The organism is Bacillus sp. FSL K6-0255, from assembly GCF_045040725.1.
GTDB lineage: Bacteria > Bacillota > Bacilli > Bacillales > Bacillaceae > Bacillus > Bacillus subtilis.
In genome coordinates this window covers 3,425,266-3,450,452 of sequence record NZ_CP150278.1, presented here as the reverse complement: position 1 = coordinate 3,450,452, position 25,187 = coordinate 3,425,266, and the positions used below count along the sequence as shown (strand labels likewise).

Genomic DNA, 25,187 nt, shown 5'->3' with positions numbered 1-25,187 from the left:
AAGGGGAGATCTTATGGTTCAACAGAAAGTGGAAGTTCGATTAAAGACAGGACTGCAAGCACGTCCTGCTGCTTTGTTTGTACAAGAAGCAAACCGGTTTACGTCAGATGTGTTTCTTGAGAAGGATGGGAAAAAAGTAAACGCCAAAAGCATCATGGGGCTGATGAGCCTTGCGGTAAGCACAGGCACTGAGGTTACCTTGATTGCCCAGGGAGAAGATGAACAAGAGGCGCTGGAGAAGCTGGCTGCTTACGTTCAAGAAGAAGTTTAGGTGATAAAAATGAGTGACTTTCTAAAAGACTGCTTTCAGAAAATCGGCTGGGAGAAAGACCATGTCAGCTTCGGCGATCTTCCCCTTTTTCTTAAAGCAATGGCATACCGTTTTCCATTCGAAAACCGTGCCGTACTTGCAAAAGAGAATTATAAGATCACAAAAGAAGAGCTATGGCGACGTCTGCTCAAAGATCAGCACGGCGGCCTATGCTACGATTTAAATGGTTTTCTTTATTTTGTCTTGCGTGAGGCTGGGTTTCATGTGAAGCTCATTCGAGGAACGGTTTATGCAGGTGATCAAGAGGGATGGGCACTAGAAGGGACGCATGCTGCTGTATGGCTGTCTGCGGAAAACGGCGATTACCTCGTTGATATCGGCTTCGGCATCAACCTGGCGCTCCAGCCGATACCGCTTTCCGGAGAAACGGTACAGTCACCAGTCGGGTCATTCCGAATCAAAAGAGAAGAGACAGAAAAGGGCAGCCATGTTCTGCTGATGGACAAGGGAGAAGGCTGGCAAATCGGGTACGCCTTTACTCTTGAAGAGAGTGATCTCGGTGATTTAGATAACATGAAGGACATCATTTACTCTCATGAAAAATCTCCTTTTAACAAATCCCCGCTTGCCTCAAAGCTGACGCCGAGCGGAAGGATGGTCATGTCAGAGCGCCATTTTACGATTCATGAAAACGGCAGTGACATTCAAAAAAGTGACATTGGCCCTTCAGAATTTGAAGAGAAATTAAATACTCATTTTTTGTAACGTGAAAAGCTTGCAGGTTATCTGCAAGCTTTTTCTTATGAACAAGTGTAGATTGCTGTATCAAATGCATCTTCTGGGATATACAGTTTTCCCTTTTCGTATTTATAAGGAATTTCATTCTCTTTAAAACACTCTTTTTCATATTCAGTTAGTGTATCCCCAATTTCTATGTATTTCCCGGTATAGTTGGGCTGACATGCTGAAAGAATTGACGTCATTGCCAGAAACAGCATGATTTTCTTCATCACGACACCTGCCTATTATGAAAATTTTACCTTTGTCATTCTATTATAACAAAAAGAAAAAGTCCGATTTACTATTCCGCACATGCTATAATAATTTTGGAATCTTCTAGAAAAATCATCGTGATGTACATATAAGGGGGATCAACGTGTATCGGATTTTGCTTGTGGAAGATGATGAGCGGATTGCTTCTTTGCTGGGCGGTCATCTTCAAAAATACGGATATGAAGTGAAAATTGCTGAACAGCTGAATGATATAAAATTGGAATTTGCAGAAATGAAGCCTGATCTTGTGCTGCTTGATATCAACCTGCCTTTTTTTGACGGGTTTTATTGGTGCAGGCAAATCCGTACCATTTCCAATGCGCCGATTATCTTTATATCGGCACGGACCGATGAGCTGAATCAGGTAATGGCGATTGAAAATGGCGGCGATGATTATATCACAAAGCCGTTCCATCTAGAGGTAGTGATAGCCAAAATCAAAAGCGTCCTGCGCCGCACATATGGTGAATATTCGCCCTCTTTGCCGCAGGAATCTAGAATAGTGGAGCTTGGCGGGCTGACGATTTATCCTGATCAGAATGAGGCCGAATGGAACAGCGTCCGGATTTTGTTTTCCCAAAAAGAATTCCAGCTTCTCTCGATTTTTGTGAGGGAGCATAAAAAAATTGTCTCTCGTGATGAACTATTGGAGGCGTTATGGGATGACGTTGATTTTGTCGATGACAATACGTTAACGGTCAATGTCAATCGGCTGCGGAGAAAACTGGAGAATGCAGGACTGACAGATTGCATTTCCACAATCAGAGGACAAGGTTATCAATTTCAAGTCAATCGGAAGGATGAAGCGGAATGTTAAAGACTTATCTCATCGACCGCTTAGCCATTATTCTATTTTCATTATTAGGGATAGGGTCCGCCATGCTGATTGCGTATTTAAGCATTGTAGAGAGCGGCGCAGAACCTTCCAAAGAAAATATGATGTACATATGGATTTTGCCCGGTACTCTTTTAGCCGCAGGTTTTGCTGCTGATTATGTTCGGCAATTTTCCTTTCTCACATATGTTAAAAAGCTTGCAGAACAAGACTCTTCTTCGAATGACATCGGACAGTCTTTGAAAGCCAGAAAGCCAAGAACAGGAGAGCAAGCGCTTTGGACGAAGATGATCAACGCACTCGGGCAACAATACGAAAGCAGGCTCTCACAATATATCAATCAGCAAAAACAGCATTACACCTTCACCAACCAATGGGTCCACCATATGAAAACACCGGTATCTGTCATATCCTTAATGATTCAGGAAGGAAAAAACGGAACCTCATCCTCTTTTCCGACGTTTTTAGAGGAGCTGGAGGATGAGAATGAGAGATTTCGCCACGGTCTTGATATGATGCTGCAAACGGCCCGGCTGGAGGAATTTGCATTTGATGTAAAGCCGCAAACCTTTGATTTGGCAGAAATGGTTCGTTCACTGATCAATCAGGAAAAACGTCAGTTTATTAAACGGCGCCTTTTTCCAACATTACATGTGCCGCCAAATGCCATTCAGATTTCCAGTGATCAAAAGTGGCTTTCCTTTGTTGTTGAGCAAATCCTTTTCAACGCCTTAAAATATTCCAAGCAAGGTGTGGGAGACCCTATTACAATCCGTATTGAAACGCAGGGACATGAGACGCGATTGTCGGTTGCCGACGAAGGAATCGGCATACCGCCGCAGGATCTGCCGCGGATTTTTGACGCGTTTTTTACCGGAGAAAACGGACGAACCATGAAAGAGGCAACTGGAATGGGCCTTTATTTAGCAAAACAGGTGTGCAGTCGTCTCGGCCATAAGCTATATGCGGAATCAAAAGAAGGGGCTGGCACTGTGATGACCATCGTGTTTTCAAGTGACACCCTCGTGAATGTGACAGCATTGTAAGGTTGGGGAGCGGAATTGCAAGAAAGTTCGATGGGAGGATGCTGACTTCCTTTTTATAATAAAGAAAAAGGAGGAGCAGAACATGAACGTGTTGCAAACAACGAACCTATCGAAAACGTACTATTCAAATAAAGGAACAATATCATACCAAGCGCTCAGCGCCTTTGATCTCAGTGTGTCAAAAGGGGAATTTGTCGGGATTATGGGGCCGTCGGGAAGCGGAAAAACCACGCTTTTGAATTTGCTGGCTACCATTGATAAGCCGACCCAGGGCGAGATGATGATCAACGGCATTCAGCCGAAAACGTTAAAGGACCAAGAGCTGGCTTTGTTTCGCAGAAGAGAACTCGGCTTCGTCTTTCAGGATTTTAATCTGCTTGATACGCTGACGATTCGTGAAAATATTCTCTTGCCGCTCGCATTGGATAAGGTAAAGCTGAGAGAAATGGAAGCCCGATTGGATGAACTGGCGGATACGCTGCAAATCAAGCATATTCTCGATCACCGCACATATGAGGTGTCGGGCGGACAGCAGCAGCGGGCAGCTTGTGCCAGAGCGATTATTCACAATCCGGCGCTCATTCTTGCCGATGAACCGACAGGAAACCTCGACTCAAAATCGGCAAAGCAAGTGATGAACACACTGGCTCAGCTGAATGAGGAAAAGGAAGCGACGATTTTGTTGGTTACGCATGATGCCACAGCAGCAAGTTTCTGTAAACGAATTATTTTTATTAAAGACGGACGTTTCTTTTCAGAGATTCACAGAGGAACAAACAGGCAGGTGTTTTATCAAAGTATATTGGATACCTTGAGTGTGTTGGGAGGCGATTTTCATGAATTTGAGAACTATCGCCCGTAAAAACATTCTTGGGAATCTGCAACGGTATGTGGCCTACTTTTTAAGCTGTGTGTTTGCCGTTTCGGTGTTTTTTGTCTTCACATCATTTATTTTTCATCCTGATGTCAATGAAGACAATATATATGGAGGAAGTCTTGTCAAAACATGCTTGAGCGCAGCTCTTGTCGTCATCATTGTGTTTTGTATATTTTTCATCACATATTCCAATTCAGCGTTTTTGCAGGCAAGAAAGAAAGAGTTTGGGCTGCTGACACTGTTTGGCACATCAAAGCAGCAGCTTCGCAAGATGATTTATTATGAGCAGTCACTTATTTCTCTTGCGGCGATTGCGGCCGGCATTGGAGCAGGCCTGTTATTTTCAAAACTGTTTTTTATGATTATGACATGGATGCTCAGCGTGAAGGTACCGATTTCGTTTGCCATTGTGCCGAAAGCGTTTGTGATGACAATTGCCGGCTTTCTCATCCTGTTTCAGACGCTGCTCATTTTATCACTGGGACGGATTCGGAAGCTGGAAATCATTGAACTGATTAAATCAGCCAAAAAGCCGAAAAGTTTGCCAGTTTATTCGAAATGGCTCACTGTATTGTCTTTGCTATGTCTTGGCAGCGGTTATTATCTATCTGCAACAGCCAATGCAATTGACATGATGTTTCGGGTTTTTCCAATTTTGATTTTAGTGTTAATTGGCACGTATTTCTTTTTTACCCAAAGCAGTGTGGCATTTTTCCGCATGCTGTACCGAAAGAAACACAGCTTCTACAAAGGCACAAATATCATTGTGCGTTCCAACATGATATTCAGGCTGAAGGATCATGCACGCATGCTGTTTTTAACCTCTGTCATTACAGCGGTCATACTAACAGCTACAGGTGTCATCTATATGTTTTATTCCGATTTACAAAGGCAGGAGGAGCAAAGCATTCCTCAGTCTGTTTCCTGGGTGGAAAAGGATGCTTCCCGCTTTCAGGTCATGAAGCCTGAGACGGCTGAGAATACATTGAAAAAAGCTCATGCTGTTATCACGTATAAGGTGGATGCCACAGGGATTCCTGTCACTTTTCAGTCAGACTTGCCGTATGGAAATAAGAAGATGGAAGCGGAAGCTCTGCTGATTTCAGAAAAAGTCTATAATCAAGTCGCAAAGGAAAAAGGGTTCCCAGTTATTCATTTACAAGAAAATGAAGCATTTATTAATGTTTCTTTTCAAATGATGGTGAAAGACACATTTGGAGAAGGGGAAACAGCAGCATTTCATATGAAGTCAGGAAAAACCCTTTCCTACGTCATGAAAAAGCAGCAAAACAAAGGGATATTGATGTCTGTCGATGGAGTCAGCCGTTTATTGGTTGTCAGCGAAAAGAGCTTTGACAGTCTGTCACAGGATGTGCCGCTGAAGGAACAGATGAGAATGGTAGGTTATGAGCTTGAGCATTGGCAGGAGACGGTGGATGTCTCTGAAAAGCTTGAAAACATGGTGCCGAAAGAACATACATCTGATTTTCAAACACGTGCTCCTAGTTATCAAATTGTAAAGCAGGGAGTTGCATTAATGCTGTTTATTGGTCTGTTTGTCAGCGTGCTGTTTTTTATCGTGCAAGGAAGCATGCTGTATTTGCGGATGTTTACGGAAATAGAAGATACGAGAGTGCAGGTGTTAGCCTTAAAAAGGATAGGGGTTACGGACAAAGAGATTCACTCGATCCTTGGAAAGCAAATAGGATTTTTATTCTTCATCCCATTTATCGCAGGTACGATTCACGCGGGCTTTGCGTATGCAGCGTTAAGTAATATGCTGAATTCCAATTTATTTCTTGAGGCCGTAATTGTCATCTTCATTTATTTTGTATTCCAGGCTCTTTATTATATCGTTACCCGTCATATTTATAAGCGTGCTGTTCTTCAGCGTATGTAATATGAAATCCGGTCTGTTATCAGACCGGATTTTTGATTTATTGAAATTCTCTTGTGAGATTTTTCAGTGTTTGCCCTTGGATCGCTGCGAGCATATTTTCGGCGGCCTGTTTGCACATGTTGAAGCGCACTTTAGCTGTTGCTGAACCGATATGAGGAAGCAGCGTGACATTATCCAGCTGCAGGAGCGGATTATCTTGGGTGACAGGCTCTTTTTCGTATACATCTAAGCCGGCTCCCCTGATCCAGCCTTCCTGAAGAGCGCGAATCAGTGCTTTTTCATCAACTGTCTTTCCCCGGGAAATATTGACGAAAATTGCTGAATCCTTCATCAACTTAAATTCGCGTTCTCCTATCATGTGATAGGTTTCATCAGTCAGCGGCGTAATGAGAAGAATAAAATCAGATTGCTCCAGCAATGTATCAAGCTCTGCATACTTAACGCCGATGCTGTCTTCTGTTTCTTGTTTGCGATGTCGGTTATGATAAAGCACTTCCATATCAAAACCAAATTTGGCGCGTCTCGCTGCTTGTTCTCCAATTCTGCCCATGCCGATAATGCCTAACGTTTGATGATGAACATCAATTCCGAAAAGCGCTTCCTCTTCCACGGTTCCCCATTTTCCTGCTCTGACAAAACGGTCCAGTTCGGCAACACGTCTGGCGGAAGACAGAATCAGTGAAAAAGCCAGATCTGCAACTGTGTCATCCAGTGTATAAGGTGTATGAGTCCCGACGACTCCTCTTTCTTTCATTGCTTCTATATCGAAGTTATCGTAGCCTACTGATTGGTTGCTGACCACTTTGAGCTTAGGCGCGTGTTCCAGCAACTCACGATTGATTGACGGTCCGGACGTCCCTGATGTTAAAAGCCCCTCCGCTTCTTTTAATTTTTCAAATAGCACGTCACTCGGAAGCGTATCCTCCTGCCATACTTCATAACGGCAATGTTCACCGATGAATGCTTCAATCTCTTCAGGAATCGGTTTTGTGATAAATACAAATGGTTTCAACAAGGCTCCCCCTTTATGGCTGTTGTCTAATTCATTATATCGGAAATAAATAGATGTTAAAAATATAGCTGCGTTTTTTTAATTTCTGGTTCTTTTGAACTTAAAATGAAGATCGAACAGCTAAATCTGCTTAAAAAAGTTTTTTAATTATCAGAATTCACCCATATTTTTTGTCAGACAAATCATCGATATACGAACTGCAGCCGGATTATAGGATGCATTAAATATAAATTTTATTATCTTTGAAAGATATAAATGTTTATGTTTTGATTCTACAGTCCAATTATAGTGTCTTTTTTTGAAAACCTTTTCTTGGCTTATTCCTATGCTATAATTCCTTACTGTAAGCTGGGTAAGAAGGCTTGCAAAATCATATGGATGGGAGATGAATCAAATGGTTTCTTTAACATCAATTTTGGAACACAATCAGCGGTTTGTCAGTGAGAAGAAGTATGAACCGTACAAAACGACAAAGTTTCCTTCGAAAAAGCTCGTCATTGTCACCTGTATGGATACAAGGCTTACAGAACTTCTTCCGCAAGCAATGGGGCTTAAAAACGGTGATGCTAAAATTGTAAAAAACGCGGGAGCCATCGTTTCTCACCCATTTGGAAGCGTGATGCGAAGCATACTGGTCGCGATTTATGAATTGCAGGCTGAAGAGGTATGCATTGTCGGCCATCATGAATGCGGAATGTCTGGGCTGAATGCGTCCTCGATTCTTGAGAAAGCAAAGGAACGCGGGGTGGAGGATAGCTGCCTGAATTTGCTGACGAGTGCCGGACTCGATTTGAAAACGTGGCTGACTGGTTTTCACAGCGTGGAAGAAAGCGTTTCCCACAGTGTGAACATGATTAAGAATCATCCGCTGCTTCCGAAAAAAGTGCCGGTTCACGGACTTGTCATTCATCCTGAAACAGGAAAACTTGATGTGGTCATTAACGGTTATGAAACTGAGCTTATAAACAATCACTCATAAGGGAGGTTATAATAAAATATGCGATTCTCAGGGAGATTCAAGGGATACAATTTGCAGAAATTTCAGAAAGACTTGATTGCAGGTATCGTAGTAGGTGTCGTGGCAATTCCTTTAGGAATGGCGTTTGCCATTGCCTCGGGAGTCGAGCCTGAATATGGGCTGTACACTGTTGTTATAGCAGGGATTTGTATTTCTTTGTTTGGAGGATCAAAATATCAGATTGGCGGTCCGACGGGCGCCTTTGTCCCGATTTTATTCGGCATTGTCATGCAGTACGGCTTGGAAAATCTGCTGATTGCGGGGTTTATGGCAGGAGTGATGCTGGTGCTGTTTGGGCTGTTTAAGTTCGGAAAAATAATGAAATTCGTGCCTAAACCCGTTATCGTCGGTTTTACAGCCGGAATTGCCGTGCTGATCTTTACGGAACAAATCGCTAATTTTCTCGGATTGAGAAATGTTGAAAAACATGAGAACTTTCATCACAACATGTTTGAAATTGTGCAGCAGCTCGGCACCTTTAACGTTTATGCCATTTTGACAGCTGTGATCGGGCTCGTCATTTTGCTTGTATCCGCCAAGGTGATGCCTAAAGTGCCGGGCGCTTTGTTGGCGCTTCTTATTTCCACAGTGGTCGCGGTTGTCTTTTTCCCTGACCGCATGGCAACGATTGGGTCAACTTATGGAGAAATCCCCCGCCATTTGCCGGAATTTCAGTTTCCTGAGCTTACTTTGGATAAAATGGTTATGCTGTTTCCGGCTGCGCTTGTCATCGCGCTTCTTGGAGGACTTGAGTCGATTTTGTCCGCAATGGTCGCTGATAACATGAAGGGCTCAAAGCATGACAGCAACAAGGAGCTTGTCGGCCAGGGGATTGCGAATATGGCAGCGCCCCTGTTTGGCGGAATCCCGGCTACAGGAGCGATTGCGAGAACGGCGACCAATATAAAAAACGGAGCGGTTTCCCCAGTTTCCGGCGTCGTTCACGGCGTAGTCGTTCTCCTTGTCCTGCTTGTATTTGCGCCTTATGCGTCCCATGTGCCGCTCGCCAGTATGGCACCGATTCTCATGGTGGTCGCATGGAATATGAGTGAGCGCAAGGAAGTCGCAAACATGCTGAGACTGAAAAATGCTGATTCCTTTATTTTGGCGGCGACCTTCGCCCTTACGGTTCTGTTTGACTTAATCATCGGTGTGGCAACCGGATTGCTGCTTGCATTCGTGTTCTTTATCAGAAGAATGAGCGAAGCGACCCGCATCCACAATCAGGAAACGCATCCTGTTCTGGCGAAGAGAGAAGATCCATCTGTCAGCATGTATGCCATAGAAGGGCCGCTGTTTTTCGGATCAATTGATTCCCTTGAATCGTCATTGCTGGAGCATGTACAGAAAAAACCGAAAACCCTTATTCTGCTCATGAATAAGGTGCACTATATGGATACGTCAGCTGAAGCGGTGCTTGGGAACATTATGAATCGAATTAAGCGCCACAATGGAAAGCTGATGATTGTAGGATTGCAATCGCAGCCAAAGGAGCTGCTGCATAAAACAGGCCTTTTTCACAAAATAGGAAAGCAGCATTTCTTTGATCATCATGATGAAATCACAGGTTAAAAAAAGCGGCCATCGCGGCCGCTTTTTTATGCATGTTCAAATCGTTTTGTCAGTTTTTCTTGGTGTGCCTTCATGATGTCTTCTAAAGAGACACCATACATATCAGCAAGAATGGCGATATTTCCGATGACATCTCCCATTTCTTCAATCAATTCTTGTTTTTGCTCAGCGCGTGACGATTCTTTCTCATCCGGCCGGTCTCTGCCGATTTCATACGCCCTGACAGCCCGGGCCAGTTCTCCGGCTTCCTCCATTAAAAAGCCGACGCGAATAAAAGGTCCGTATTCTGTCCAGCCTCTTTTTTCGTAAAACTCTTTCATCCATTTTTCTGCATCAGCCAGCTCCAACCTCATCACTCCTGCATTCTTTATGTATTTCATATTGATATTATCACATGAAGATGGGACAATATATAGTGTGTTTTTGAATGTTTAACACGATATATAGATGCGGAGATGACAAGATGAAAACCATTTGTGTATTTGCGGGATCAAACCCTGGGGGAAATGAAGCGTATAAAAGAAAAGCGGCAGAGCTTGGCGTGTATATGGCTGAGCAGGGAATCGGCCTTGTCTATGGGGGCTCCCGCGTAGGCTTGATGGGCACGATTGCCGACGCGATTATGGAAAACGGCGGAACTGCAATCGGGGTCATGCCGAGCGGTTTGTTCAGCGGGGAGGTTGTCCATCAGAATCTGACTGAGCTGATTGAAGTAAACGGGATGCATGAACGAAAGGCTAAAATGAGCGAGCTGGCGGACGGCTTTATCTCAATGCCGGGCGGCTTCGGTACATATGAAGAATTATTTGAAGTGCTGTGCTGGGCACAGATCGGCATCCACCAAAAGCCAATCGGACTGTACAATGTAAACGGATATTTTGAACCAATGATGAAAATGGTGAAATACAGCATTCAAGAAGGGTTTTCTAACGAATCGCACCTAAAACTGATTCACAGCTCGTCACGGCCGGATGAGTTAATTGAGCAAATGCAAAATTATTCTTATCCGATTTTAGAAAAAAAGTGGACAGAAATTTAAAAAAGAGACTTTCTCATGGAAGTGGAGAGAATGAGTCAGCAACCTAGCGTATGAATTCATGAGAAATCGAGTGTTTTTAACAAAGGGAGGTTTCCTTAAGGGAAATCTCTTTTTTATTTCTCTTTTGCCTGCATCGTATATTTAACAGTAATAGAGGACTTTATCACTAGTTTGGATAATAAGCACAGATAAGGAGGGGATGAAAATGGCAACATTGTCAGATGTGGCAAAAAAAGCAAATGTTTCGAAAATGACGGTATCACGAGTGATCAATCACCCTGAGACGGTGACAGATGAATTGAAAAAGCTTGTTCATTCTGCGATGAAAGAGCTGAATTACATCCCTAATTATGCGGCGAGAGCGCTCGTGCAAAACAGAACACAGGTTGTGAAACTATTGATACTTGAGGAAATGGATACGACAGAACCATATTACATGAACCTGCTGACAGGAATCAGCAGGGAGCTGGATCGCAATCACTATGCTCTCCAGCTTGTGACAAGAAATTCTCTTAATATTGGCCAATGTGACGGCATTATTGCCACCGGCTTGAGAAAGAACGATTTTGAAGGTGTAATAAAAGCGTTTGAGAAGCCGCTTGTCGTATTTGGACAAAATGAAATGGGCTATGACTTTATCGATGTGAATAACGAGAAAGGCACTTTTATGGCAACCCGCCATGTTATGGGGCTGGGGGAGCGGGAAGTTGTCTTTTTTGGCATTGATTTAGATGAGCCTTTCGAACGTGCAAGAGAACAGGGGTATATACGGGCGATGAATAAAAGCTTTAAAAAATCGAATATGTTTCGGATCGACAACAGTTCTAAGAAAAGTGAGGGCCTTGCAAGAGAACTGCTGAAATCCATGGACAATCAAGCCGCATTTGTCTGCGCATCTGATCGAATCGCGCTCGGCGTCATTCGTGCGGCGCAATCCCTTGGAAAGAGAATTCCGGAAGACGTTGCGGTTACCGGGAATGACGGTGTGTTTCTTGATCGCATCTCCTCGCCGCGCTTGACTACGGTCAGACAGCCTGTTGTTGAAATGGGGGAAGCCTGTGCGAAAATGTTGCTGAAAAAAATGAATGAAGACGGTGCTGCACAAGGAAGTCTATTTTTTGAACCAGAGTTAATTGTACGAGAATCAACGCTGTAAGCGCCTTATTCTGTTATCGGTAACAGGGTGAAAAGGATTGTTCCCACAATTTCATCATGATACTTTCAAACTATGAGCCGGCTTCAATAAAACGGAAATCAAAGGGGGAAACATGATGGAATATGCAGCGATTCACCACCAGCCATTCAGCACAGATGCTTATTCTTATGATGGGCGGACTGTGCATATCAAGATTCGGACAAAAAAAGGTGATGCAGATCACATTCGATTCATTTGGGGTGATCCCTATGAGTACAACGACGGCAAGTGGTCGGCAAACGAGCAGCCGATGAGGAAAATTGCTGCTACAGAAATGCATGACTATTGGTTTGCTGAAGTGGTGCCGCCATTTAGGCGTTTACAATATGCGTTTGTTGTAACAGACGATCATGAAGACATCTTTTTCGGAAGTTCGGGTGTATGCCCTTATAACGAAAAAACACTGGAAACGATTCATTATTACTTTAAATTTCCGTTTGTTCACGAGGCTGATACATTTCAAGCGCCTGAATGGGTCAAGTCAACGGTTTGGTATCAAATTTTTCCGGAGCGTTTTGCAAATGGAAGAGAAGACTTGTCACCGAAGAATGCATTGCCGTGGGGGAGCAAGGACCCGGGCGTCAATGATTTTTTTGGAGGAGATTTGCAAGGGATTGTTGACAAGCTTGATTATTTAGAGGATTTAGGGGTGAACGGCATTTATCTGACGCCGATCTTTTCCGCGCCTTCTAATCATAAATACGACACGCTGGATTACTTTTCTATTGATCCGCATTTCGGGGATCCAGAGATTTTTCGTACATTGGTCAGCCAGCTGCATCAGCGGGGGATGAGAATTATGCTTGATGCGGTTTTTAACCATATAGGAAGCGCGTCTCCGCAATGGCAGGATGTCGTCAAAAACGGAGATCAATCCCGCTATAAGGACTGGTTCCATATTCACTCTTTTCCCGTCACAGACGACAATTATGACAGATTTGCTTTTACAGCTGATATGCCGAAGCTAAACACGGCTAATCCCGAGGTGCAGAAATATTTGCTTGATATTGCTTTGTACTGGATTCGCGAATTTGACATTGACGGCTGGCGTTTGGATGTCGCAAATGAAGTGGATCACGCTTTTTGGAAGACATTCAGGCAGGCTGTAACTACTGAAAAGCCTGACGTTTATATTTTAGGTGAGATCTGGCATTCTGCCGAACCCTGGCTTAGAGGGGATGAATTTCATGCGGCGATGAATTACCCTTTTACAGAGCCTATGATTGAATACTTTGCTGACCAGACGATCTCAGCTTCACGTATGGCTCACCGTGTCAATGCACATTTGATGAATGGAATGAAGCAGGCCAATGAGGTGATGTTTAATTTACTGGATAGCCATGATACAAAGCGCCTTTTGACCAGATGCCGCAATGATGAGAAGAAAGCACGCGCGTTGCTGGCCTTTATGTTTGCCCAGACAGGCTCACCATGCATTTATTACGGAACGGAAATCGGGCTGAACGGCGAAAATGATCCATTATGCCGGAAATGTATGGTTTGGGAAAAAGAGAAGCAAAACCAAGACATGCTGCAATTTATGAAACGGTTAATTGCTTTACGCAAGCAGGAAAACACTTTATTGACTGAAGGACATCTTGAGTGGAATCTGCTGGACGACAAAAATGATTTTATTAGCTTTTCGCGGACTCTTGATGAAAAAATACTGATTTATTTCTTTAATCAAGGGAATGTGGTTCAACACGTCAGTTTACGAGAGTTGAATATTGATAGGAATAAGAAAATCTGTGATGCATGGACAGAGCAGCCACTTCATCATCACGATGTCATTGCCGTTCAGCCGGGAGAATTTTTGATTTTGAGTGCTGCTGCCCCTGTATAACATTCTGTTATCGGTAACAAATCGAAAGTTGTTGTAACCGCTTTCTATAGGACAATACAATTGTTATAGTTTCGTAAATAGAAGGGGGAAAAGAGATGGTTCTTTTAAAAAAGGGGTTCGCCATATTGGCGGCATCATTTCTGGCAATCGGCCTTGCCGCCTGCTCAAGTTCAAAAAATCCAGCAAGCACTGATGGCAAAAAGGTGCTGACTGTGTCTGTCGAAGAAACGTATAAAGAATACATTGAAAGCATAAAAACAAAGTTCGAAAAAGAGAATGATGTCACAGTAAAAATTGTTGAAAAGCAAATGTTCGAACAGTTGGAGGCGCTTCCTCTTGATGGCCCGGCGGGTAATGCGCCTGATGTTATGCTTGCTGCATATGATCGGATCGGCGGTTTGGGACAGCAAGGACATTTGCTTGACATTAAGCCATCTCATACAAAAAGCTTTGGTGATAAAGAAATGCAGCAGGTGACAGTTGACGGCAAAGTGTACGGAATGCCGCTAGTCATTGAGACACTTATTTTGTATTACAACAAAGATCTTTTAAAAACAGCGCCAAAAACATTTAAAGACCTTGAAAAGTTAACGGAAGATCCTCGATTCGCGTTTGCTTCGGAAAAAGGAAAATCAACCGGATTTTTAGCAAAATGGACTGACTTTTATATGTCGTACGGCTTATTGGCTGGATACGGCGGATATGTGTTTGGGAAAAACGGCACAGATTCCGGGGACATCGGCCTGAACAATAAAGGAGCTGTAGAAGCGGTGAAATATGCGGAGAAATGGTTTGAAACATATTGGCCGAAAGGAATGCAAGACAATTCAAGCGCAGACGACTTTATTCAGCAGATGTTTTTAGAAGGCAAAGCGGCTGCGATCATTGGCGGTCCTTGGTCAGCTGCCAATTATAAAGAGGCTAAATTGAACTACGGAGCGGCTCCCATTCCGACATTGCCCAATGGAGAAGAATATGCCCCTTTTGCGGGTGGGAAGGGCTGGGTAGCTTCAAAATATACAAAAGAGCCCGGGCTGGCTGAAAAATGGCTTGAGTATGCTGCAAATGATGCCAATGCTTACGCTTTTTATGAGGATACAAACGAAGTTCCGGCCAACACGGCTGCAAGGAAGAAAGCCGATGAGCAAAAGAATGAACTGACGTCAGCTGTGATTAAACAATATGAAACAGCAACGCCGACTCCAAATATTCCGGAAATGGCTGAAGTATGGACAGGAGCGGAAAGTTTAATTTTTGATGCAGCTTCAGGAAAAAAATCGACACAAACATCAGCGAATGATGCTGTAAACGTCATAAAGGAAAATATTAAAGAAAAGTATGTGAAATAAAACGGCGGGATAGCGTCCGGAAGAATAGAGGGCGGAAAAAATGAATAAACATCACACACTTGCAAAGCAAAAACGAAAGGCAGGGCTTTTATCGATCATTCCAGGACTTGGGCAGATTGCGAATCAGCAATTGTCAAAGGGGCTCTTATTTCTTGTCATCACAGGCTTGTTTGCTTTTGAATTATGCGTTTTCGGTATACAGGCGCTAACCGGATTGATGACATTGGGAAGTGTTCCCGGTGAAGATCACTCGCTGTTTATGCTGATTGAAGGCACGCTGCAATTGATCGTGACAATGATTTTCCTCATGTTCTATATCTTTAATATTCATGATTCACGTAAGACCGCCGCTATGAAAGCGGCGGGTTTGGAAGTCAATACAACAGCCAAGGATATGATCTGTCATGCGGGCGATAAAGGGTTTCCATATCTATTTACACTGCCGGCATATATCATGATGGTGTTTGTGATTATCTTTCCGGTTTTGGTGACTCTGTTTGTTGCATTAACAAACTATGATTTTTATCATATTCCGCCTAATCGTCTGATTGACTGGGTCGGGTTTAAAAATTTCTTGAATATTTTTTTCCTTGGCTCCTATCGTGAAACATTTGTGAATGTACTGGGCTGGACGGTTATCTGGACAATCTGTGCAACAACGCTGCAAATCATTTTAGGTATTGTGACGGCCCTTTTCGTCAATCAGGATTTTATAAAAGGCAAGCGGATATTTCGAATGATTTTCTTATTTCCATGGGCTGTTCCGGCGTTTATTACAATCATGAGTTTTTCCAACATGTTTAACGACAGCATAGGAGCGGTGAATGCACAGGTGATTCCACTATTCAATCACCTGCCGTTTGTTGAGCTGCCTGCGATCGCGTGGAAGACTGATCCTTTCTGGACAAAGACAGCCCTCATTATGATTCAGACGTGGCTCGGCTTTCCATATATTTATGTCATGGTAACGGGAGTGCTTCAGGCGATTCCAGGTGAATTGTATGAAGCGGCAAAGATTGACGGGGCCACTTTTATTCAGCGTTTTCGGCATATTACATTTCCGATGATTTTATTTGCCACAGCACCCGTGATGATTACTCAGTATACGTTTAATTTCAATAATTTCTCGATCATCTATTTATTTAATGAGGGAGGGCCAGGCAGTGTGGGAGCCGGGGCCGGATCGACCGATATCTTAATTTCGTGGATTTATAAACTGACAACAGGCACATCACCCCAATATTCCGTTGCGGCGGCTGTGACACTGTTAATTTCTTTCATTGTCATTGGAATTTCACTGATTGCTTTCAAAAAATCGAATGCTTTTGGCAATGAGGAGGTTATGTAGGTGAACGCGAGCACTGCCAGAATGCTTAATAAAATCTGTACGTATTTCTTTTTGACGCTTTTAAGTATTGTCATTATATATCCGTTGCTGATTACGGCATCATCAGCCTTCCGTGTGGGGAATTCGGCGGCTTTTCAGCTCGATTTTTCGGGTCCTTGGACGTTGGATCATTTTAAGCGGCTATTTGAAGAAACGCTTTATCTTCATTGGTACAGCAATACACTTGTCATCGCGCTATCGGTCATGGTTTCGCAGGTTACGATTGTGACACTTGCCGGGTACTCGTACAGCCGCTATCGGTTTGCAGGCAGAAAAAAGAGCCTGATATTCTTTTTAATCATTCAAATGGTGCCGACAATGGCGGCGCTGACTGCTTTTTATGTCTTGGCGATGCTAATAGGCGCACTCGATCAATACTGGTTTTTAACAGCGATCTATATCGGCGGCGGAATTCCGATGAACACGTGGCTGATGAAAGGTTATTTTGATACTGTGCCGAGAGAAATTGATGAAGCCGCGCGAATTGACGGAGCGGGACATCTGAGGATTTTCGCTTCAATTGTTCTGCCGCTTGTTAAGCCAATGCTCGCGGTACAAGCGCTTTGGGCGTTTATGGCACCATTTGGCGACTATTTGCTGGCGAAATTTCTGCTTCGCTCACCGGAAAGGCTGACCATCGCTGTAGGATTACAATCCTTTATTTCTAATCCGCAGCAGCAAAAAGTAGCTCTATTTGCAGCCGGTGCCATCCTTGCCGCACTGCCGATATGCGTTCTATTCTTTTTTCTCCAAAAGAACTTTGTGTCCGGTTTGACAGCCGGCGGAACAAAGGGGTAATTCCAATGAAGAATCTGGAGAATAAAAGCTTTATCATCCGCTGCCTGAAGGCGGCTGCATCCCCATCAGGTGTTTGCCGCTATGGGAATACCTTCAGCTGGCTGCAGCTCTCTTTTCTCTTTATGTTTTTAACGGCCTGCTTAATGGCGCCGTTAGCGGTTTCGTTTGTGAAAATGGATCGCTTCAGCGTTGCATCTTTTATGCCGTCAGCGATTCAAGGGGTTAATGATCAATTTGCTGATCAATTACAGGGTTTTCAAATCAGGAACGGAAAACTAACAGGCGGGAAGAGCTCTGAGAGGATTGAAGATGGGCAGAATGTGATGGCAGTCGATATGAAGCATGAATATGAGACAAGCGGTGAAAATGGGCGATTGAAAGTAACTGGATTTGAAAACGCCGTCATATTTCAACCTGATCAACTGGTGATCACCGATCAAAACGAAACGGGGTTTTCTGTTGGCTATGCGAAAATGGACGTTAAGCTCGAGAAACCAAACGCCCATGATGTAGAGGTTTTGATCGATACATTATGGTTGGCACAGTATAAGCCGATGATCATGATGCTGGCATATGCGGTAATCTTTATGATCCAGCTTTTGTTAACGTTTGTTCTTGCAGGTGGCCTCTGGATCACAAAAATATCAAACATGATCTCTATTGCGTCATTCAAGGAAGCAGTATCTACGGCGATTTGCGCCTCGGCACTGCCGGCATTTGCGGCAGCTGCTATCGGCATGGTTCATTTTGATTTGATTACTGTATTGATGATCCATTCGTGTGGCGTTACTTTGATGATTTCTTTTGCATTTAGATATTTGACCAAAACCCGCCGTGATAATGGAAACTTACATTCGGGAGGAAATGATGATAAATCAGCGGTTATTTGAGATTGATGAATGGAAAATCAAAACAAATACATTTAATAAGGAGCATACACGGCTGCTGGAAAGCCTGACGTCTCTTGCCAATGGCTATATGGGGGTCAGAGGAAATTTTGAAGAAGGCTATTCAGGCGACAGTCACCAAGGCACATATATTGCAGGCGTGTGGTTCCCCGACAAAACGCGAGTAGGCTGGTGGAAAAACGGGTATCCAGAATATTTCGGAAAAGTGATTAATGCGATGAACTTTATGGGCATAGGCCTATATGTTGACGGTGAAAAAATCGATCTCCATCAAAACCCAATCGAATCATTTGAGGTAGAACTCAATATGAAAGAGGGGATTCTGCGGCGAAGCGCTGTTGTCCGCATTCAGGATAAATCCGTCAGAATCAGGTCAGAGCGGTTTCTTAGCCTTGCTGTAAAAGAACTCTGTGCGATTCATTATGAAGCGGAATGCCTGACGGGAGATGCTGTCATTACGCTTGTTCCTTACCTGGATGGAAATGTGGCAAATGAAGATTCTAACTACCAAGAACAGTTTTGGCAGGAGGAAGCGAAAGGTGCTGATTCTTACAGCGGCCATTTAGCGGCAAAAACGATCGAAAATCCATTTGGAACACCGCGCTTCACGGTTTTAGCCGCGATGGCAAACGAGACGGAGGGTTTTGTCAATGAAAGCTTTAAAACGAATGAAATGTATGTCGAGAATCGCTACAGTTATCAAACGAAAGCATCATTGAAAAAGTTTGTGATTGTCACGACTTCACGTGATTTTCGTGAGGAAGAGCTTTTATCAAAAGCCAAGGAGCTTTTGGCGGATGTGGTTGAGTACGGCTATGAAAAAGCAAAACGGAGGCACACTGATCGATGGAAGGAAAGATGGGCAAAAGCGGACATTGAGATTAAAGGAGATGAGGAGCTTCAACAAGGAATACGCTACAACATCTTTCAGTTATTCTCGACATATTACGGGGGCGATGCCCGTTTGAATATCGGGCCGAAAGGATTTACTGGCGAGAAATATGGAGGTGCCGCATATTGGGATACTGAGGCGTACGCCGTTCCGATGTATTTGGCGACAACCGAGCCGGAGGTGACGAAAAACCTGCTTTTGTATCGCTTTCATCAGTTGGAGGCTGCCAAACGAAACGCTGCAAAATTGGGGATGAAGGGGGCACTTTATCCGATGGTGACGTTCACCGGTGATGAATGCCACAACGAATGGGAAATCACCTTTGAAGAAATTCACCGCAATGGCGCGATCTGTTATGCGATCTACAATTATATCAATTATACAGGCGACCGAGACTATATGGAAGAATACGGGATAGACGTACTTGTGGCAGTCAGCAGATTTTGGGCCGACCGTGTTCACTTCTCGAAACGAAAAAATAAGTATATGATCCATGGCGTCACAGGGCCGAATGAATACGAAAACAACGTTAACAACAATTGGTATACGAATGTCATTGCGGCTTGGACGTTGGAGTATACTCTACAAAGTCTCGAAAGTATCTCAGCGGAGAAACGCCGCCATCTGGATGTGCAGGAAGTAGAATTGAAAGTCTGGAGAGAAATCATCCAGCACATGTACTATCCATTTAGTGAAGAACTGCAAATTTTCGTTCAGCATGACACGTTCTTGGACAAAGACCTGCAAACAATTGACGAATTAGATCCAGCGGAACGGCCTCTTTACCAGAATTGGTCATGGGACAAGATTCTCCGCTCCAATTTTATTAAGCAGGCAGATGTTCTCCAAGGCATTTATCTTTTTAATGACCGTTTTACAATGGAAGAAAAACGGCGAAATTTTGAATTTTATGAGCCGATGACTGTTCATGAATCAAGCCTATCGCCCTCTGTCCATGCGATTCTCGCAGCCGAACTCAAGCTGGAAAAGAAAGCGCTCGAATTATATAAGCGCACAGCAAGGCTTGATCTTGATAATTACAATCATGATACGGAAGAAGGCTTGCATATTACTTCAATGACGGGTAGCTGGCTGGCAATCGTTCATGGCTTTGCAGGCATGCGCACCGCGAATGAGACGCTGTCATTTGCTCCGTTTTTGCCAAAAGAATGGGACGAATATTCATTCAACATCAATTATCGAAACCGATTAATCAATGTGACGGTTGACGAAAAGCGCGTTATTTTTGAGCTTGTAAAAGGCGAGCCGCTGCACATGAACGTTTATGAGGAACCGGTTGTCCTACAGGGACGATGTGAAAGGAGAACGCCTAATGAGTGAATGGTGGAAAGAAGCTGTCGTTTATCAAATTTACCCGCGCAGTTTTTATGATGCCAATGGAGATGGATTCGGGGATTTGCAAGGTGTGATTCAAAAGCTGGATTACATCAAAAATCTCGGGGCGGATGTCATCTGGCTCTCCCCGGTATTTGATTCCCCGCAGGATGACAACGGATATGATATCAGCGATTACAAAAACATGTACGAAAAGTTTGGGACAAATGAAGATATGTTTCAGCTGATTGATGAAGCCCATAAACGCGGAATGAAAATCGTCATGGATTTGGTCGTGAACCACACATCAGATGAGCATGCTTGGTTTGCTGAAAGCCGCAAGTCGAAGGACAATCCTTACCGGGATTATTATTTTTGGAAAGATCCTAAATCGGACGGCTCAGAGCCGAATAATTGGGGATCGATCTTTTCAGGCTCAGCGTGGACATACGATGAAGGAACAGGGCAGTATTATTTGCACTACTTTTCGAAAAAACAGCCTGATTTAAATTGGGAAAACGAAGCCGTTCGCCGGGAAGTTTATGATGTAATGAGATTCTGGATGGATAGAGGCGTTGACGGCTGGCGGATGGATGTGATCGGCTCTATTTCTAAATACACCGATTTTCCGGACTACGAAACGGATCACAGCCGCAGCTATATTGTTGGCCGTTATCACTCTAACGGCCCACGTCTTCATGAGTTTATTCAAGAGATGAACAGGGAAGTGCTTTCTCATTACGACTGCATGACAGTCGGAGAGGCAAACGGCTCTGATATTGAAGAGGCGAAAAAGTACACAGATGCAAGCAGGCAAGAGCTGAATATGATCTTTACATTTGAACATATGGATATTGATACAGAACAAAACTCGCCAAATGGGAAATGGCAGATCAAGCCGTTTGATTTGATTGCTTTAAAAAAGACGATGACAAGGTGGCAGACCGGGTTAATGAATGTCGGCTGGAATACCCTGTATTTTGAGAACCATGACCAGCCGAGGGTTATTTCCCGCTGGGGCAATGATGGGAAGCTGCGTAAAGAATGTGCGAAGGCATTTGCAACGGTTCTGCACGGCATGAAAGGAACGCCGTTTATTTACCAGGGAGAAGAAATCGGCATGGTCAACAGCGATATGCCGCTGGAGATGTATGATGATCTTGAAATAAAGAATGCATATCGTGAACTAGTCGTCGAAAACAAAACGATGTCAGAAAAAGAGTTTGTCAAAGCCGTGATGATAAAAGGAAGGGATCATGCGAGAACACCGATGCAGTGGGATGCCGGAAAACATGCGGGATTCACAGCCGGAGACCCGTGGATACCGGTAAATTCCCGCTATCAAGATATCAATGTGAAAGAGTCTTTGGAAGATCAAGATTCGATTTTCTTTTACTATCAGAAGCTCATTCAATTACGAAAGCAATATAAGATTATGATATATGGCGATTATCAGCTGTTGCAGGAGAATGATCCGCAGGTCTTTTCTTACCTTCGAGAATATCGAGGGGAAAAGCTTCTTGTCGTTGTGAATTTATCGGAAGAAAAGGCTCTGTTCGAAGCGCCTCCAGAACTGATTCATGAGCGTTGGAAAGTGCTGATTTCAAACTATCCGCAGGAGCGGGCTGACTTAAAGAGTATTAGCCTCAAACCTTATGAAGCTGTGATGGGCATTAGTATATGAAAGCGGTCATTTTTGATTTAGACGGAGTGATAACAGATACTGCTGAATATCATTTTCTCGCTTGGAAGCACATCGCAGAACAAATCAATATCCCTTTTGACAGAGACATGAATGAAAGGCTAAAAGGAATCAGCAGAGAAGAGTCACTTGAAAGCATATTGATCTTTGGCGGTGCGGAAACAAAGTATACAAATGCGGAGAAACAAGAGCTTATGCATCGGAAAAATCGCGATTATCAAATGCTGATCAGCAAATTGACGCCGGAAGATCTTTTACCGGGGATTGGCAGGCTCCTATGTCAATTGAAAAACGAAAATATAAAAATCGGGTTAGCATCTTCAAGTCGCAATGCTCCTAAGATTTTAAGACGTTTGGCAATTATCGATGATTTTGATGCCATTGTTGATCCGACGGCTCTTGCGAAGGGGAAGCCTGATCCTGACATCTTTTTAACAGCTGCAGCGATGCTCGATGTTTCCCCTGCTGATTGCGCGGCAATAGAAGACGCAGAAGCAGGCATTTCTGCAATCAAATCTGCGGGGATGTTTGCGGTTGGTGTCGGTCAAGGACAGCCGATGCTTGGTGCTGATCTGGTTGTGAGGCAGACGAGTGATTTGACGCTTGAGCTGTTACATGAGGAATGGGAGCAGTATAGAATCAAAAGTGTTTAAATGAAAAAACCTGCAAGAGACGCAGCTCTTGCAGGTTGTGTTATTACTTTTTGTCTTCTGTGTGAGTCAAAATTTTGTCAATCAGGCCGTATTCAAGCGCTTCTTCAGCAGACTTGAAGTTATCACGGTCTGTGTCGCGTTCGATCACTTCAAGCGGCTGGCCAGTACGTTCAGCTAGGACTTTGTTTAATTTGTCACGAAGCAAGAGAATGCGTTTCGCAGCAATTTCAATTTCTGTCGCTTGACCTTGCGCACCGCCAAGTGGCTGGTGAATCATGACTTCACTGTTTGGAAGCGCATAGCGTTTGCCTTTTTCGCCGGCTGCAAGCAGGAACGCGCCCATTGACGCAGCCATACCGATACAAATTGTAGATACCTTCGGCTTAATAAACTGCATGGTATCATAGATCGCCATACCGGCTGTAATAGAGCCGCCCGGGCTGTTGATGTAAAGAGAAATTTCTTTTTCAGGGTCTTCTGCTGCTAAGAATAAAAGCTGTGACACGATGGAGTTCGCAACGTTGTCATCAATCGCAGATCCAAGCATGATGATACGATCCTTTAATAGACGAGAATAAATGTCATACGCTCTTTCCCCGCGGTTCGTTTGTTCAATGACTGTAGGTATTAAATTCATAATGCTCCTCCTTCACCTTTTAGGTAAGTATGTAGTTACATGATACATTTTTGGTCAATAAAGGTCAAACAAAAAGCTGGCCTGATATGCAAAGTCGTCTCTTTTTCCCATTTTCCCCAAAAATACAGGGGTTCAAACCATCGTATGTCAGATTGCCAATTAAGATGCTTTGTCTATTTAAAAAACGGCCTCTCGAAATAGAGGGTTGTTATTTGAAAGGAATTATCGTATAATTAGTTGTGCTGACGTTCTCATAACGCAGTCTATATGCGCTCGTAGCTCAGTTGGATAGAGCGGTGGTTTCCGGTACCACGTCTGTCGGGGGTTCGAATCCCTCCGAGCGCGTCCAATAGAACAACAGGAAAGACAAGGGTTTGGCGATTTGCCGCTCTTGTCTTTTTTGTGTGAAAAAGGGAATTGCATACCTTAGAGTAACATTTCAATTACATTCTTTAGTTTGAACCCTCACTTTCAAAAGAAGAAGTATGAATTGATTTTTTCATTCATCTTATTAGCTTGTGATTAACAAACCTTTAAAAAATCCGGTTCTACCCATTGCCTGTATTTATTTTGAGAATCTTCTCTCGGACAAAATTGGATAAGTGAGAATAGTTTTAAAATAAAAATTTATTTACTCCCCCAGTTCTTCTCTATAAATTGAATCGCAGGCTGTAAGTTGGTTTTGTTCGCAATTTCAATGACAGCGGGAACGACGGCAGGGTCCGTTTTGGAGAAGTTCGGAATCCGTGGATCTAACCGGAAAAAACGATCTCCCAGAAGATTCGCACTGACCATGGATTCATAGTACCCATTACCGCCAGCAATCATCTGAAGAAATGGCAGTAAAGGTTCATTAGGCGACCTGTCCAAAAGAACTCCCCAATTTGGAGGAAGGTTCTTCAGATTTTCGGGGCGGATGTTATCTGCACTTACCATTCCCCATCCCTTCGTATCTCTTCTTAACCGGGTCGGGGCTTCACCTGTTCCGATGGACAATACCGCAATTTGATCCAATGGCACGTTGGCTTTACCAACTGCAAACGCGATACTGGCTGTACTAGGGTTCGTTGCTACTACATACCCATCCACATAGTTTTGATAGGCCCGTTGCGTCGCGGGAGCACCGCTGCTCCGCAGTATGACATCACTTACTTTCTCATTTAAATAGGGAGAGCCGGGAAAATTGTGAAATAAGACAGGAGTCCAACGATCCAGTTTTTGAGAGTATAATTTGAATGATGGGACAACAATTCGTTTTCTTAAATCTATAAGTTGAAGATCTGCTGGGAAAAAATTTCTTACCGCTTTAATAAAACCGGAATAGGGTAATTGTTGGTTGAAAACAGGTCCGCCTGGCCGGGAAATGCTGAATGCGGGTAGGATTTCATCCTCAAAATACTGAAGTGTTTCCCTCGGAGATCTTCCGCTTGCTAATGCAAGGGCAGTAAATGAACCGATTGAATTTCCCGAAAATACATGGGTTCGACTAATTAACTTCGGGTTTTGCCTAGCCAATCTGTTTAATAGTTGTAAACTTAAAGCACCTAAGGTACCGCCGCCGTCAAAGGTCATAATCCGATATTTTGCCAAAGCTGATGTCTCCTTTCTACATACATTCAGTATATGATGATCTAGAGTCTGTTGTATGGATGTATACCTCTGGTACTAAACACTTCTTCATCTCTCTTTTCTTTTGGCCTAAACGAATATTCACTCCGAAAAAAACTGGACACTGCTCCTAAAAACGATAAGAAAAAACGCTTGTTGGAGGTTTGGACAGGAAGTTTGCTCAAAATTGTTTGAAAAATGTTTCTCAGCAGACCTTACCGACGAAAAAGGCCTTAGCGTATTATATTTATAGTTCG

At 43.6% G+C, this 25,187-nt stretch carries 23 protein-coding genes and 1 tRNA gene; 19 read left to right on the top strand and 5 right to left on the bottom strand.

What is annotated here, in order from left to right; genetic code table 11:
* The first annotated feature begins 13 nt into the window (after nt 1-13).
* Nucleotides 14-271, top strand: coding sequence for an HPr family phosphocarrier protein (locus tag MHB62_RS17995; RefSeq protein WP_003219835.1), 258 nt, complete (start codon nt 14-16; stop codon nt 269-271).
* Nucleotides 272-1,036 carry an arylamine N-acetyltransferase gene (locus MHB62_RS17990; RefSeq protein ID WP_080287633.1) on the top strand — a complete coding sequence of 255 codons (765 nt, stop codon included), beginning with the start codon at nt 272-274 and terminating at the stop codon, nt 1,034-1,036.
* Between the two features lie 35 nt (nt 1,037-1,071).
* On the opposite strand, the gene MHB62_RS17985 is transcribed toward MHB62_RS17990, so the two are convergent.
* Nucleotides 1,072-1,281, bottom strand: coding sequence for a hypothetical protein (locus MHB62_RS17985; protein WP_029318346.1), 210 nt, complete (start codon nt 1,279-1,281; stop codon nt 1,072-1,074).
* A 146-nt stretch (nt 1,282-1,427) separates the two neighbouring features.
* On the opposite strand from MHB62_RS17985, the gene psdR reads away from it, so the two are divergent.
* The 4 genes from psdR to psdB all read left to right on the top strand — a co-directional run bounded on the left by psdR (nt 1,428) and on the right by psdB (nt 5,982).
* Nucleotides 1,428-2,141, top strand: a complete 714-nt coding sequence (gene psdR, locus MHB62_RS17980; RefSeq protein WP_032722590.1) for a two-component system response regulator PsdR — start codon at nt 1,428-1,430, stop codon at nt 2,139-2,141.
* Nucleotides 2,135-3,205, top strand: coding sequence for a two-component sensor histidine kinase PsdS (gene psdS, locus MHB62_RS17975; RefSeq protein ID WP_032722588.1), 1,071 nt, complete (start codon nt 2,135-2,137; stop codon nt 3,203-3,205). The genes psdR and psdS overlap by 7 nt, the downstream gene beginning before the upstream one ends.
* 82 nt (nt 3,206-3,287) lie before the next feature.
* Nucleotides 3,288-4,067, top strand: coding sequence for a lantibiotic ABC transporter ATP-binding protein PsdA (gene psdA / locus MHB62_RS17970; RefSeq protein WP_032722587.1), 780 nt, complete (start codon nt 3,288-3,290; stop codon nt 4,065-4,067).
* Nucleotides 4,042-5,982, top strand: coding sequence for a lantibiotic ABC transporter permease PsdB (psdB, locus tag MHB62_RS17965; RefSeq protein ID WP_032722585.1), 1,941 nt, complete (start codon nt 4,042-4,044; stop codon nt 5,980-5,982). The genes psdA and psdB overlap by 26 nt, the downstream gene beginning before the upstream one ends.
* A 37-nt stretch (nt 5,983-6,019) precedes the next feature.
* Here psdB and MHB62_RS17960 read toward each other — a convergent pair whose 3' ends face one another.
* Nucleotides 6,020-6,997 carry a D-glycerate dehydrogenase gene (locus MHB62_RS17960; RefSeq protein WP_080287632.1) on the bottom strand — a complete coding sequence of 326 codons (978 nt, stop codon included), beginning with the start codon at nt 6,995-6,997 and terminating at the stop codon, nt 6,020-6,022.
* A gap of 382 nt (nt 6,998-7,379) precedes the next feature.
* On the opposite strand from MHB62_RS17960, the gene MHB62_RS17955 reads away from it, so the two are divergent.
* On the top strand, nt 7,380-7,973 hold the full coding sequence (locus MHB62_RS17955) for a carbonic anhydrase (RefSeq protein ID WP_010886620.1): 594 nt from the start codon (nt 7,380-7,382) through the stop codon (nt 7,971-7,973).
* Nucleotides 7,974-7,991: 18 nt separating this feature from the next.
* On the top strand, nt 7,992-9,584 hold the full coding sequence (locus MHB62_RS17950; protein ID WP_032722581.1) for a SulP family inorganic anion transporter: 1,593 nt from the start codon (nt 7,992-7,994) through the stop codon (nt 9,582-9,584).
* Between the two features lie 26 nt (nt 9,585-9,610).
* Here the strand turns inward: MHB62_RS17950 and MHB62_RS17945 are convergent, their stop codons facing one another.
* A complete protein-coding gene (locus MHB62_RS17945) occupies nt 9,611-9,931 on the bottom strand; it encodes a MazG nucleotide pyrophosphohydrolase domain-containing protein (RefSeq protein ID WP_015714766.1) in 321 nt (106 codons plus the stop codon).
* Nucleotides 9,932-10,047: 116 nt separating this feature from the next.
* Here MHB62_RS17945 and MHB62_RS17940 point away from each other — a divergent pair, with 116 nt between their 5' ends.
* The 10 genes from MHB62_RS17940 to pgmB all read left to right on the top strand — a co-directional run bounded on the left by MHB62_RS17940 (nt 10,048) and on the right by pgmB (nt 22,685).
* Nucleotides 10,048-10,623, top strand: coding sequence for a TIGR00730 family Rossman fold protein (locus MHB62_RS17940; RefSeq protein WP_003228180.1), 576 nt, complete (start codon nt 10,048-10,050; stop codon nt 10,621-10,623).
* A 205-nt stretch (nt 10,624-10,828) separates the two neighbouring features.
* Nucleotides 10,829-11,779, top strand: a complete 951-nt coding sequence (locus MHB62_RS17935) for a LacI family DNA-binding transcriptional regulator (protein WP_029318349.1) — start codon at nt 10,829-10,831, stop codon at nt 11,777-11,779.
* Nucleotides 11,780-11,891: 112 nt separating this feature from the next.
* Entirely contained in the window at nt 11,892-13,661 is a 1,770-nt protein-coding gene (mdxD, locus tag MHB62_RS17930; RefSeq protein ID WP_032722578.1) for a maltogenic alpha-amylase, read from the top strand.
* 95 nt (nt 13,662-13,756) lie between these two features.
* Complete coding sequence (gene mdxE, locus MHB62_RS17925) at nt 13,757-15,010, top strand: maltodextrin ABC transporter substrate-binding protein MdxE (protein ID WP_032722576.1); 1,254 nt, start codon at nt 13,757-13,759, stop codon at nt 15,008-15,010.
* A gap of 40 nt (nt 15,011-15,050) precedes the next feature.
* Nucleotides 15,051-16,358, top strand: a complete 1,308-nt coding sequence (gene mdxF, locus MHB62_RS17920; RefSeq protein WP_032722574.1) for a maltodextrin ABC transporter permease MdxF — start codon at nt 15,051-15,053, stop codon at nt 16,356-16,358.
* On the top strand, nt 16,359-17,195 hold the full coding sequence (gene mdxG, locus MHB62_RS17915) for a maltodextrin ABC transporter permease MdxG (protein ID WP_029725967.1): 837 nt from the start codon (nt 16,359-16,361) through the stop codon (nt 17,193-17,195). It begins immediately after the preceding gene.
* A gap of 5 nt (nt 17,196-17,200) precedes the next feature.
* The gene (locus MHB62_RS17910) at nt 17,201-18,085 is read left to right on the top strand and encodes a DUF1189 domain-containing protein (protein WP_032722572.1); all 885 of its coding nucleotides are present in this window, start codon (nt 17,201-17,203) and stop codon (nt 18,083-18,085) included.
* On the top strand, nt 18,063-20,336 hold the full coding sequence (mdxK, locus tag MHB62_RS17905) for a maltose phosphorylase (RefSeq protein WP_032722571.1): 2,274 nt from the start codon (nt 18,063-18,065) through the stop codon (nt 20,334-20,336). Before MHB62_RS17910 ends, mdxK begins: the two co-directional genes overlap by 23 nt.
* A complete protein-coding gene (gene malL / locus MHB62_RS17900) occupies nt 20,329-22,014 on the top strand; it encodes an oligo-1,6-glucosidase (protein ID WP_032722569.1) in 1,686 nt (561 codons plus the stop codon). The genes mdxK and malL overlap by 8 nt, the downstream gene beginning before the upstream one ends.
* Nucleotides 22,011-22,685: a beta-phosphoglucomutase gene (pgmB, locus tag MHB62_RS17895; RefSeq protein WP_032722567.1), complete on the top strand. Its 675-nt coding sequence runs from the start codon at nt 22,011-22,013 to the stop codon at nt 22,683-22,685. The genes malL and pgmB overlap by 4 nt, the downstream gene beginning before the upstream one ends.
* A 43-nt stretch (nt 22,686-22,728) precedes the next feature.
* On the opposite strand, the gene clpP is transcribed toward pgmB, so the two are convergent.
* Nucleotides 22,729-23,322: an ATP-dependent Clp endopeptidase proteolytic subunit ClpP gene (clpP, locus tag MHB62_RS17890; protein WP_003228214.1), complete on the bottom strand. Its 594-nt coding sequence runs from the start codon at nt 23,320-23,322 to the stop codon at nt 22,729-22,731.
* A 269-nt stretch (nt 23,323-23,591) separates the two neighbouring features.
* Here clpP and MHB62_RS17885 point away from each other — a divergent pair.
* Nucleotides 23,592-23,667, top strand: a tRNA-Arg gene (locus MHB62_RS17885).
* Between the two features lie 282 nt (nt 23,668-23,949).
* Here the strand turns inward: MHB62_RS17885 and cotR are convergent.
* A complete protein-coding gene (gene cotR, locus MHB62_RS17880) occupies nt 23,950-24,912 on the bottom strand; it encodes a sporulation hydrolase CotR (RefSeq protein WP_029725962.1) in 963 nt (320 codons plus the stop codon).
* Nucleotides 24,913-25,187 lie beyond the last annotated feature (275 nt).

What these genes read in the sequence shown, in the direction of transcription:
- MHB62_RS17950 (WP_032722581.1), top strand. Translation starts at nt 7,992, where the DNA reads ATGCGATTCTCAGGGAGATTCAAGGGATACAATTTGCAGAAATTTCAG.
- MHB62_RS17985 (WP_029318346.1), bottom strand. Translation starts at nt 1,281, where the DNA reads ATGAAGAAAATCATGCTGTTTCTGGCAATGACGTCAATTCTTTCAGCA.
- psdS (WP_032722588.1), top strand. Translation starts at nt 2,135, where the DNA reads ATGTTAAAGACTTATCTCATCGACCGCTTAGCCATTATTCTATTTTCA.
- MHB62_RS17935 (WP_029318349.1), top strand. Translation starts at nt 10,829, where the DNA reads ATGGCAACATTGTCAGATGTGGCAAAAAAAGCAAATGTTTCGAAAATG.
- MHB62_RS17995 (WP_003219835.1), top strand. Translation starts at nt 14, where the DNA reads ATGGTTCAACAGAAAGTGGAAGTTCGATTAAAGACAGGACTGCAAGCA.
- malL (WP_032722569.1), top strand. Translation starts at nt 20,329, where the DNA reads ATGAGTGAATGGTGGAAAGAAGCTGTCGTTTATCAAATTTACCCGCGC.
- mdxK (WP_032722571.1), top strand. Translation starts at nt 18,063, where the DNA reads ATGATAAATCAGCGGTTATTTGAGATTGATGAATGGAAAATCAAAACA.
- mdxE (WP_032722576.1), top strand. Translation starts at nt 13,757, where the DNA reads ATGGTTCTTTTAAAAAAGGGGTTCGCCATATTGGCGGCATCATTTCTG.
- MHB62_RS17910 (WP_032722572.1), top strand. Translation starts at nt 17,201, where the DNA reads ATGAAGAATCTGGAGAATAAAAGCTTTATCATCCGCTGCCTGAAGGCG.
- clpP (WP_003228214.1), bottom strand. Translation starts at nt 23,322, where the DNA reads ATGAATTTAATACCTACAGTCATTGAACAAACGAACCGCGGGGAAAGA.
- mdxD (WP_032722578.1), top strand. Translation starts at nt 11,892, where the DNA reads ATGATGGAATATGCAGCGATTCACCACCAGCCATTCAGCACAGATGCT.
- psdB (WP_032722585.1), top strand. Translation starts at nt 4,042, where the DNA reads ATGAATTTGAGAACTATCGCCCGTAAAAACATTCTTGGGAATCTGCAA.
- pgmB (WP_032722567.1), top strand. Translation starts at nt 22,011, where the DNA reads ATGAAAGCGGTCATTTTTGATTTAGACGGAGTGATAACAGATACTGCT.
- mdxF (WP_032722574.1), top strand. Translation starts at nt 15,051, where the DNA reads ATGAATAAACATCACACACTTGCAAAGCAAAAACGAAAGGCAGGGCTT.
- MHB62_RS17955 (WP_010886620.1), top strand. Translation starts at nt 7,380, where the DNA reads ATGAATCAAATGGTTTCTTTAACATCAATTTTGGAACACAATCAGCGG.
- MHB62_RS17940 (WP_003228180.1), top strand. Translation starts at nt 10,048, where the DNA reads ATGAAAACCATTTGTGTATTTGCGGGATCAAACCCTGGGGGAAATGAA.
- psdA (WP_032722587.1), top strand. Translation starts at nt 3,288, where the DNA reads ATGAACGTGTTGCAAACAACGAACCTATCGAAAACGTACTATTCAAAT.